Below are 11504 nucleotides of genomic sequence, written 5' to 3'. Positions count from 1 at the left end.
TCACCCCCCTCACTCACCAGCCGCCACAGATCCTCCGGCGAACCCACCCCACCCGGGAACCGGCACGCCATACCGACGATCACCACCGGATCGTCACCCACACTCGTCGGCGCCGGCAGCGTCGCGTCGGTGGTGACGGTGTCGGCCCCGCCGTCCTCCACCAGCTCGGCGAGCACAAAGCGCGCCACGTCAGCCGGGGTCGGGTAGTCGAAGACCAGGGTGGCGGCGAGCCTCATGCCGGTGCCGGCGTTCAACCGGTTGCGCAGCTCAACCGAAGTGAGCGAGTCGAAGCCGAGGTCCTTGAACGTGTGCTCCGCCTCCACTCGCTGTGTCGGACCGTGCCCCAGAACGGAGGCGGCCTGTGCCGAGACGAAGTCCCGCAGGAAGCGTTCACGCTCGGCGACCGGAAGGGCGAGCAGCTGCTGCCGCAGGTTCGTTGCCTCGCCGTCGACCCCGGTCCCGGCCCTGCGGCGGCCATGGCCGCGAACCAGGGCGCGCAACAGCGGGGGCACGTCCTCCGGTGCCCGCCTGCGCAGCGCCGCGACATCCATGTCGACGGGCAGTACGGCTGCATGGTCCAGGCTCGCGCCCAGATGCAGCACGGTGTCCAGCAGTCCGAGGCCCTGTGTGGGAGCGAGGGGAAGCATCCCGTTCCGGGCCAGGCGCCGCAGGTCCGCCTCGGTCAGCTCGGCGGTCATGCCCGCGCCGGGGGCCCAGGGGCCCCAGGCGACGGCGGTGGCGGGCAGGCCGGAGGAACGGCGGCGGACGGCGAAGGCGTCCAGGAAGGCGTTGGCAGCCGCGTAGTTGGCCTGGCCCGCGCCGCCGAACGTGCCCGACACCGAGGAGAAGACCACGAACGCGGACAGGTCCGCGTCACGGGTCAGCTCGTGCAGATGCGCCACCGCGTCCACCTTCGGCCGCATCACCTTCGCCAGCCGGTCGGGGGTGAGCGAGGTGACCACGCCGTCGTCCAGGACACCCGCCGTGTGCACCACGGCGGTCAGAGAACGCCCGGCCAGCGCAGCGGCCACCTGGTCACGGTCGGCCACATCCACCGCCACGACCTCGACCTCGGCACCCAAGCCGGTCAGCTCCGCGACAAGTTCACCGGCGCCAGGGGCCTCCGGGCCGCGGCGGCCGGCCAGCAGCAGACGCCGTATCCCGTGCTCGGTCACCAGGTGACGGGCCACCAACCCACCCAGACCACCCGTACCACCGGTCACCAGCACCGTCCCGTCCCGGTCCATCGGCACCGGAACGGTCAGCACCACCTTGCCCACATGCCGCGCCTGCGACAGATACCGGAACGCCTCCGCAGCCCTGCGCACATCCCAGCACGTCACCGGCAACGGCGTCAGCACACCCGCCTCGAACAAGGCAACCAGGTCGGACAGCATCGCGCCGATCCGCTCCGGCTCCACATCCATCAGGTCGAACGCCCGGTACACCACCCCCGGGTGCTCGGCGGCCACGGTCTCCGGGTCACGGACATCGGTCTTGCCCATCTCCAGGAACCGGCCACCACGCGGCAGCAACCGCAACGACGCGTCCACGAACTCACCGGCCAGCGAGTCCAGCACCACATCCACACCACGACCACCGGTCGCCGCCAGGAACGCCGCCTCGAACTCCGTATCACGCGAAGACGCGATATGCCCCTCGTCCAGGCCGAGTCCGCGCAGCGTGTCCCACTTGCCGGCACTGGCCGTACCGAACACCTCGGCAGCCAGATGCCGCGCCAACTGCACCGCCGCCATACCCACACCACCGGCAGCCGCATGCACCAGCACCGACTCACCGGAGCGCACACCACCCAGGTCGGTCAACGCGTAGTACGCCGTCAGGAACACGACCGGCACCGACGCCGCCTGCGCGAACGACCAGCCGGCCGGAATGCGGGCCACGGTCCACGCGTCCGCAACCGCCACCGGACCGAACGAGCCGGAGAACAGACCCATCACGCGGTCACCCACAGCGAGCCCCGAGACGCCCGGGCCGACCTCGGTCACCACACCCGCACCCTCCAGACCGAAGTCCTTCGCGTCACCCGGGTACATACCGAGCGCGTTCAGCACATCGCGGAAGTTGACACCCGCCGCACGCACCGCGATACGGACCTGACCCGCCACCAGCTCCCCGCCCGCCTCAGGTGCCGGGCACAGGCCCAGTCCCTCCAGCGTGCCCTTCTCCACGATGTCCAGCCGCCAAGCGGACTCCCCCGTGGGGACGGTCAGCGCCGGGCGGTTGACGCTGCGAACCATCCGGGGCGCGTAGGCCGTCCCACCGCGCAGTGCCAGCTCCGGTTCGCCCGTGGCGAGAGCCGCAGGCACCAGGGCCCAGGACTCGTCCATGCCGTCCACGTCGAGGAGCACGAACCGGTCCGGTGCCTCGGCGCGTGCCGCGCGGATCAGGCCCCACACCGCTGTGAGGGCCGGATCGGGGGACGATTCGCCGACCGCGACCGCCCCTTCGGTGACGACCACCAGACGGGCACCCTCGAACCGTTCCTCCGCCAGCCAGGTCCGGACGTGGGCGAGCACCTCAGCGGTGACCTCGTGCGCGGCCTCCGCCGCACCGTCGGCGCGCCGTCGTATGCGCACCATGACGTCCGTACCAGGTTCGACTGCCGTGTCGGGCAGGTTGGTGTGAAGGCCGGGAGCGGCCGGTAGTCCGTCGGGGGTCTGGACGGGAACCGGAGTCCAATCGATCTGGAAGAGGCTGTCGACATGACCGTTGTCCGTCTCCGCCAGGTCCCCGGACGCCTCCCGCAGTGTCAGCGACTCCACCGAGGCGACCAGGCCGCCCGAGGGATCCGCCAACTCCAACGCCACCGCGTCCGACCCGAGTGCCACCATCCGCAACCGCAGCGCACGCGTACCGGACGCCCACAGCGACACACCGGACCAGGAGAACGGCAACCGCGCCCGACCGTCACCGAGCACCGGCGTGAACATCACCGCGTGCAGGCCGGCATCCACCAATGCCGGGTGCGCGCCGAACCGTTCGGCCGCTTCCTCGTGCTCGTCGGGCAGTCCCACCTCGGCGAAGACCTCGTCACCGCGCCGCCAGACCGCGCGCAGCCCCCGGAACACCGGCCCGTACGCCAGCCCCAGCCCGGCGAACCGCTCGTACACACCCTCGACCTGCTCCGCCACCGCGTCCCGCGGCGGCCACACACCGAAGTCGTAGGAGTCCGTCGGCGACGAGTCGGTCAGCGCGACCAGGACACCTGTCGCGTGCAAGGTCCACGGGAGGTCGTCGGGCAGGTCATCCGGACGGGAGTGGATCTCCAGGGCGCGCCGGCCGGCGTCGTCCGCCGCACCCACCCGCACCTGAACCCGGATCCCGCCCCGATCGGGCACCACCAGCGGCGCCGCGATCGTCAGCTCCTCCACCCGATCACAGCCCGCCTGCTCACCGGCCCGCAACGCCAGCTCCAGGAAACCCGTCCCCGGAAACACCACCACACCCGCCACCGCATGGTCCCGCAGCCACTCCTGCGCGACCAGCGACACACGACCCGTCAACAGCAGTCCGTCACCACCGGCCAGCTCCACCGCGGCACCCAGCAACGGGTGACCCGCCGCACCCAACCCCACCGCACCCAGATCACCCAACGCCGAGGTCGTCGGCCAGAAGCGGCGCCGCTGGAACGCGTACGTCGGCAGGTCGACGGGGGGCGCGGCGACGGCCGTACCCGCGAAGACAGCGGCCCAGTCGAGCGAAGCGCCTCGCGCGAACAGCTCAGCCGCCGCCGAGAGTATGGAACGAGCGTCGGCGCGGTCCTTGCGCAGGGTGGGAGTCAGCAGACGACCTGCCGGATCATCGTCGAGACCGCTCTGCGCCAGCGCGGTCAGTGTGCCGTCGGCACCAAGTTCCACGAACCGGGACACGCCCTGCTCGTCCAGGTGCCGCAGCGCACCGGCGAACCGCACCGGCCGACGCACGTGCTCCACCCAGTAGTCCGCGGACATCAACTCCTCGGGCGTCGCCACCTCGCCGGTCACCGTGGAGACCATGGCCAGGCGGGGTTCGCGGTAGGTCAGAGTCTCGGCAACGCTCCTGAAGTCGTCGAGCATGGGCTCCATCAGCGGTGAGTGGAACGCGTGGCTCACCCGCAGCGCGGTGACCTTGCGGTCCTGGCCACGGAAGTGCTCCGCGATCTCCTCGACCGCCTGAGCCGCGCCCGAGACCACGGTCGCCCGGGGGCCGTTGACCGCGGCGATGCCCACCTCGTCACCGAGGAGAGGCAGCACTTCGTCCTCGGTGGCCTGGAGCGCGACCATCGCACCGCCCTCCGGCAGCGCCTGCATCAGCCGGCCACGCGCCACCACCAGACGACACGCGTCCGCCAGCGACCACACCCCGGCCACGTGCGCGGCGGCGATCTCACCGATCGAATGCCCGGCGAGAACGTCCGGGCGCACACCCCACGACTCCAGCAGCCGGAACAGGGCCACTTCCAGCGCGAACAGGGCAGGTTGGGTGAACTCCGTGCGGTTCAGCAGGTCGGCGTCCTCGCCGAAGACCACCTCCCGCAGATCGAAGGGGAGTTCCGCGTCCACGGCGTCGAAGGCTTGGGCGAACACCGGGTACTCGTCGTAGAGCTCGCGCCCCATGCCCAGGCGCTGGGACCCCTGACCCGCGAACAGGAAGGCCGTACGCCCGTTGCCCTGCGCGGAATTCCGAATGACATTGGGCTCCGTACGGCCCTCGGTCAAAGCACTGAGGGCGTGGAGCAGCTCGTCGCGGTCGGCGGCCAGGACCACCGCGCGGTGCTCCAGGACGGTCCGTGTGGTCGCGAGCGCCCGGGCGGTGCCACAGAGAGGGAGGTCGGGCCGTGCCTCCACGAAGGCCGCCAGGTTCTCGGCCTGGGCCGACAGACCACCCCGGGCCGCGGACACCACCCATGGCAACACCGGCAGCGCATCGCTCTCGGTGCTCTTCGCGGCCACCACCGCGTCAGGCGCCTGTTCGAGGATGACGTGGGCGTTGGTGCCACTGATCCCGAAGGACGACACACCGGCCCGGCGCACATGGCCCGTCTCGGGCCACGCACGCTCTTCAGCGAGCAACTCGACGTCACCGATCGCCCAGTCGACGTGGGAGGACGGCTCGTCCACATGCAGGGTCCGCGGCAGCACACCGTGCCGCATCGCCATCACCATCTTGATCACACCACCCACACCGGCCGCCGCCTGCGTGTGCCCGATGTTCGACTTCAACGACCCCAGCAGCAACGGCCGTTCACGATCCTGACCGTAGGTGGCCAGCAACGCCTGCGCCTCGATGGGGTCACCCAACGGCGTCCCCGTCCCGTGCGCCTCCACCACGTCCACATCCGCCGGCTTCAACCCCGCACCGGCCAGCGCCTGCCGGATCACCCGCTGCTGCGACGGACCGTTCGGCGCCGTCAGACCATTGGACGCACCGTCCTGGTTGACCGCCGAACCCGCCACCACCGCCAGAACCCGATGCCCGTTGCGGCGCGCGTCCGACAACCGCTCCACCAGCAGCAGACCCACACCCTCCGACCACGCCGTACCGTCCGCGCCGTCCGAGAACGCCTTGCACCGACCATCCACCGCAAGCCCACGCTGCCGCGAGAACTCCACGAACGTGTCCGCAGTCGACATCACCGTCACACCACCGGCCAACGCCAGGTCACACTCACCCGACCGCAACGCCTGCACCGCCAGATGCAACGCCACCAGCGACGACGAACACGCCGTGTCCACCGTCACCGCAGGACCCTCAAAACCAAACGTGTACGCGATACGACCCGACGCCACACTGCCGGTGTTCCCGGTCAACAGGTAGCCGTCAGCGCCTTCGGAAGTTCCTCGCAGCGACGCGCCGTAGTCCTGGGCCATGGCTCCGGCGAAGACACCGGTACGGCTGCCCCGCAGCGTCGCCGGGTCGATCCCCGCACGCTCCAGAACCTCCCACGACGTCTCCAACAGCAACCGCTGCTGCGGATCCATCGCCAACGCCTCACGCGGCGAGATCCCGAACAACCCGGCATCGAAGGACGCGGCGTCATAGAGGAAACCACCGTGACGGACATACGTACGTCCAGGCGTCCCCGGCTCGGGGTCGTACAGCCGATCGAGATCCCAACCACGGTCGGTCGGGAACCCGCCGATCGCGTCACCCCCCTCACTCACCAGCCGCCACAGATCCTCCGGCGAACCCACCCCACCCGGGAACCGGCACGCCATACCGACGATCACCACCGGATCGTCATCCACACTCGTCGGCGCCGGCAGGGCTGCAATGAGTGCCTGCCCGTCTCCGCCCAGAAGCTCCGTTGCGATGTGCCGGATCAGGGCGGCAGGCGTGGGATAGTCGAAGATCAGAGTGGCGGGCAGCCTCATGCCGGTGGCGGCGTTCACCCGGTTGCGCAGCTCGACCGAGGTCAGGGAGTCGAAACCCAGTTCCTTGAAGGTGTGGTCCACCTCGATGTCGGCGGTGGAGGTGTGGCCGAGAACGGCGGCCGCAGCGCCCTGGACCAGGTCGGACACAAGCCGGTCGCGATCTGCCGGAGGTGCAGCCGACAGCTGTGCCCTGAGGTCCTGGTGCCGCGTGCCGTTTCCGGTCCGGGCCTCGGCCTTCCGACGGGTCCGGACCCGGACCAGGGCGCGCAGCACGGCGGGAACCTCATCCGCCGGTCGCCGACGCAACCCCGCGAGATCGAGGTCGATGGGCAGCACGGCCGCCCGCTCCAGCCCGGGGCCGTGTTCGAGCACCACGTCCAGCAGGCACAGGCCCCGCTCCGGAGCAAGTGGCTGCATGCCTTGGCGTGCCATGCGCCGCAGATCCGCCTCGCTCAACTCGGCCGTCATCCCGGCCCCTGGGGCCCAAGGGCCCCACCCGAGGGACACAGCGGGCAGACCCACCGTCCGGCGAAAGGAGGCAAAGGCGTCGAGGAAGGCGTTGGCAGCCGCGTAGTTGGCCTGGCCCGCGCCGCCGAACGTGCCCATGACCGAGGAGAAGACCACGAACGCGGACAGGTCCGCGTCACGGGTCAGCTCGTGCAGATGCGCCACCGCGTCCACCTTCGGCCGCAGCACACCGGCCAGCCGGTCCGGGGTGAGGGAGCCCACCACACCGTCGTCGACGACGCCGGCGGTGTGCACCACGGCGGTCAGCGGGTGCTCGGCAGGGACGGCCGCGAGGACATCGGCGAGCTGGCCACGGTCGGCGACATCCACCGCCACGACCTCGACCTCGGCACCCAAGCCGGTCAGCTCCGCGACGAGATCACCCGCGCCAGGGGCCTCCGGGCCGCGGCGGCCGGCCAGCAGCAGACGCCGTATCCCGTGCTCGGTCACCAGGTGACGGGCCACCAACCCACCCAGACCACCCGTACCACCGGTCACCAGCACCGTCCCGTCCCGGTCCATCGGCACCGGAACGGTCAGCACCACCTTGCCCACATGCCGCGCCTGCGACAGATACCGGAACGCCTCCGCAGCCCTGCGCACATCCCAGCACGTCACCGGCAACGGCGTCAGCACACCCGCCTCGAACAAGGCAACCAGGTCGGACAGCATGGCGCCGATCCGCTCCGGCTCCACATCCATCAGGTCGAACGCCCGGTACACCACCCCCGGGTGCCCGGCGGCCACCGTCTCCGGGTCACGGACATCGGTCTTGCCCATCTCCAGGAACCGGCCACCACGCGGCAGCAACCGCAACGACGCGTCCACGAACTCACCGGCCAGCGAATCCAGCACCACATCCACACCACGACCACCGGTCGCCGCCAGGAACGCCGCCTCGAACTCCGTATCACGCGAAGACGCGATATGCCCCTCGTCCAGACCCAGTCCGCGCAGCGTGCCCCACTTGCCGGCACTGGCCGTACCGAACACCTCGGCACCCAGATGCCGCGCCAACTGCACCGCCGCCATACCCACACCACCGGCAGCCGCATGCACCAGCACCGACTCACCGGAGCGCACACCACCCAGGTCGGTCAACGCGTAGTACGCCGTCAGGAACACGACCGGCACCGACGCCGCCTCAGCGAACGACCAGCCCGCCGGCACCCGCGCCACCTTCCGCGCGTCCGCAACCGCCACCGGACCGAACGCACCCGAGAACATCCCGAACACCCGGTCACCCACAGCCAGCCCCGACACTCCGGGACCGACCTCGGTCACCACACCCGCACCCTCCAGACCGAAGTCCTTCGCATCACCCGGGTACATACCGAGCGCGTTCAGCACATCACGGAAGTTGACGCCCGCCGCACGCACCGCGATACGGACCTGACCCGCCACCAGCTCCCCGCCCGCCTCAGGTGCCGGGCACAGGCCCAGTCCCTCCAGAGTGCCCTTCTCCACGATGTCCAGCCGCCAAGCGGTCTCCCCCGCCGGAACCGCCAGCACCCCACCCGACGCCGCACGCACCAGACGCGGAACGAACACGCCTCCCGCACGAACAGCCAACTCCGCCTCGCCGGAGGCCAGAGCACCACCCACCACGGCCCACGACTCATCCGCGCCGTCCACATCAAGCAGCACGAACCGACCCGGATTCTCCGCCCGCGCCGCCCGCACCAGACCCCACACCGCCGACAGCACCGGATCCCCGGCACCACCGTCCCACCCGACCGCACCCTCGGTCACGACCACCAGACGGGCACCCTCGAACCGCCCCTCCGCCAGCCAGACACGTACCGTTTCGAGCGCTGCGCGGGCGACGGCATGGGCGGCTGCCGGCTGAACGCCGTCAGGGCGCTCCAAGCGCACCAGGACGTCACCGGCCACGACCTCACCCGGTTCGGGCAGTCCACTCCTCACCTGCGGGGCCGGTCCGGTGGCGGCCGGGATCCGCACCCAGTCGAGCTGGTAGAGGCCGTCTTGTCCGACGTCGGCCGAGGCGATCCCCCCGGTCACCTCGCGCAGCACCAGTGAGTCCACTGATGCCACCGCGGCGCCGGTCGCGTCCGCGAGATCGAGCGTCACCGCGTCCGGCCCCGCGGGAGCCACCCGCACCCGCAGCTCACGCGCACCCGATGCCCACAGCGACACACCGCTCCAGGAGAACGGCAGCCTGAGTGAGTCGTCGGCGCCGAACGTTCCTCGCAGGACGGCGTGCAAGACGGCGTCCAGCAACGCGGGGTGCATTCCGAACCTGTCCGCGAGGTCATCGTGGGCCTCGGGCAGCGCGACCTCGGCGAAGACCTCGTCGCCGCGCCGCCACATGGCACGCAGGCCCTGGAACACCGGCCCGTAGGCCAGCCCCAGCCCGCCGAGAGCCTCGTACGCGCCGTCGACCGGCTCCTGCACCGCATCCCGCGGCGGCCACACGCCGAGATCGACCTCGAAGGCACGGTCAGGGTGCCGGTCCGCGGGCCCGCCGCTCACCGCACCGGTGGCGTTGAGGGTCCACGTCTGGTCGTCCGTCGCGTCGTCCGGCCGGGAGAAGACGCTGACACCGCGACGTCCGGACTCATCCGGGCCGTCGACCAGTACCTGAACCAGGACACCACCGTGCTCGGGGAGCGCCAGCGGGACGGAGATCGTCAGTTCGTCCACCCGGTCGCACGCCACCTGGTCGGCCCCACGGAGGACCAGTTCCAGGAAGCCGGTGCCGGGGAAGAGAACCGCGCCGGAGACCACATGGTCCCGCAGCCACGGGTGGCTCCGCAGCGACAGCCGACCGGTGAACACCACGCCCTCGGAGTCTGCCGGTGCCAGCGCCGCCCCGAGCAGAGGGTGGTCAGCGGCCGAGAGGCCGAGTCCGGACACGTCACCGTCGAACTCGTGCCGTGCCTTGGTGGGCCAGTAGCTCTTTCGCTGGAAGGCGTACGTCGGCAGCTCGACCGAACGCGCCCCGCTTCGTACGAAGACCTCGCGCCAGTCCACGTCGGCACCACGGGTGAACAGGCCGGCGACCGCGGTCAGTACCGCTTCGGCCTCCGGGCGGTCCTTGCGCAGGGAGGACAGCAGCAGCGGTCCGTCCCCATCCCCGTCCAGGCTTGCCTGAGCGAGCGCGGTCAGCGTGCCGTCCGGACCGAGTTCCACGAACCGCGAAACCCCTTGCGCCGCGAGGGAGCGCACGGCGTCGGCATAGCGAACGGCCTGGCGCACGTGCAGTACCCAGTAATCAGGGGTCATGAGCCGTGCGGGTTCCACGGCGGTCCCGGTGAGCGTGGAGACCATGGCCAGGAGGGGTGCGCGGTAGGTCAGTGTTTCAGCCACGGCCCGGAAGTCGTCGAGCATGGGCTCCATCAGCGGCGAGTGGAACGCGTGGCTCACCCGCAGCGCCGTGGCCCTTTGACCCTTGTCCCGGAAGTGCGCGGCGACCTTTTCCACTGCGTCCGCGACACCGGCGATCACCACCGCCCGGGGGCCGTTGACCGCCGCGATGCCCACCTCGTCACCGAGGAGCGGGAGGACCTCGTCCTCGGTGGCCTGCAGCGCGACCATCGCACCGCCCTCCGGCAGGGCCTGCATCAGCCGGCCGCGCGCCACCACCAGACGACACGCGTCCGCCAGCGACCACACCCCCGCCACATACGCGGCGGCGATCTCACCGATCGAATGCCCCGCCAGAACGTCCGGGCGAACGCCCCACGACTCCAGCAGCCGGAACAACGCCACTTCCAGCGCGAACAGCGCGGGCTGGGTGAACTCCGTGCGGTTCAGCAGGTCGGCGTCCTCGCCGAAGACCACCTCCCGCAGATCGAAGGGGAGTTCCGCGTCCACGGCGTCGAAGGCTTGGGCGAACACCGGATACGCCTCGTACAGCTCCCGGCCCATGCCCAGGCGCTGGGACCCCTGACCGGCGAAGAGCATGGCCGTCTTGCCCGCACGCGTCTGCGCGCCCCGGATCAGCCCCGGGGCGTCCACACCCTCCGCCAGGGCGCGCAAGCCCCGCAGCAAGTCGTCCCTATCGGTGGCCAACACGACCGCACGGTGGTCCAGCGCGGCTCGGCTCGTGACCGACGCCAGAGCGACATCGGACACACGGACGCCGTCATCGGGCATGTCCTGCAGCCACGCCGACAGCCGCTGCGCCTGACCGCGCACCGCCGATTCACCCGCGCCCGACACCACGACCGGTGTCACCGCGGCCACGACCGGCCCTGTCGACGACTCGGCCTCCTCCGCCGTGTGCGGGACCTGTTCGAGGATGACGTGGGCGTTGGTGCCACTGATCCCGAAGGACGACACACCGGCGCGGCGCGCACGGCCCGTCTCGGGCCAGCCGCGTTCCTCCGTCAGCAGATCCACCGCACCTGTGGTCCAGTCGACGTGGGAGGACGGCTCGTCCACATGGAGAGTGCGGGGCAGCACTCCGTGCCGCATCGCCATCACCATCTTGATCACACCACCCACACCGGCCGCCGCCTGCGTGTGCCCGATGTTCGACTTCAACGACCCCAGCAGCAGCGGCCGTTCACGATCCTGACCGTAGGTGGCCAGCAACGCCTGCGCCTCGATGGGGTCACCCAACGGCGTCCCCGTCCCGTGCGCCTCCACCACGTC

General features: G+C 70.8%; 1 protein-coding gene. It reads right to left on the bottom strand.

Going from position 1 to position 11504, the window contains the following annotated elements; genetic code table 11:
- Window positions 1–11504: type I polyketide synthase (locus tag ACZ43N_RS42585; RefSeq protein ID WP_468105243.1), on the bottom strand; the 11504-nt coding region annotated here is incomplete at both ends.

This window comes from Streptomyces sp. NPDC030814, from assembly GCF_055572155.1.
Note: the sequence above shows the minus strand (reverse complement) of the source record. Positions and strands in the feature narration are given on the sequence as shown.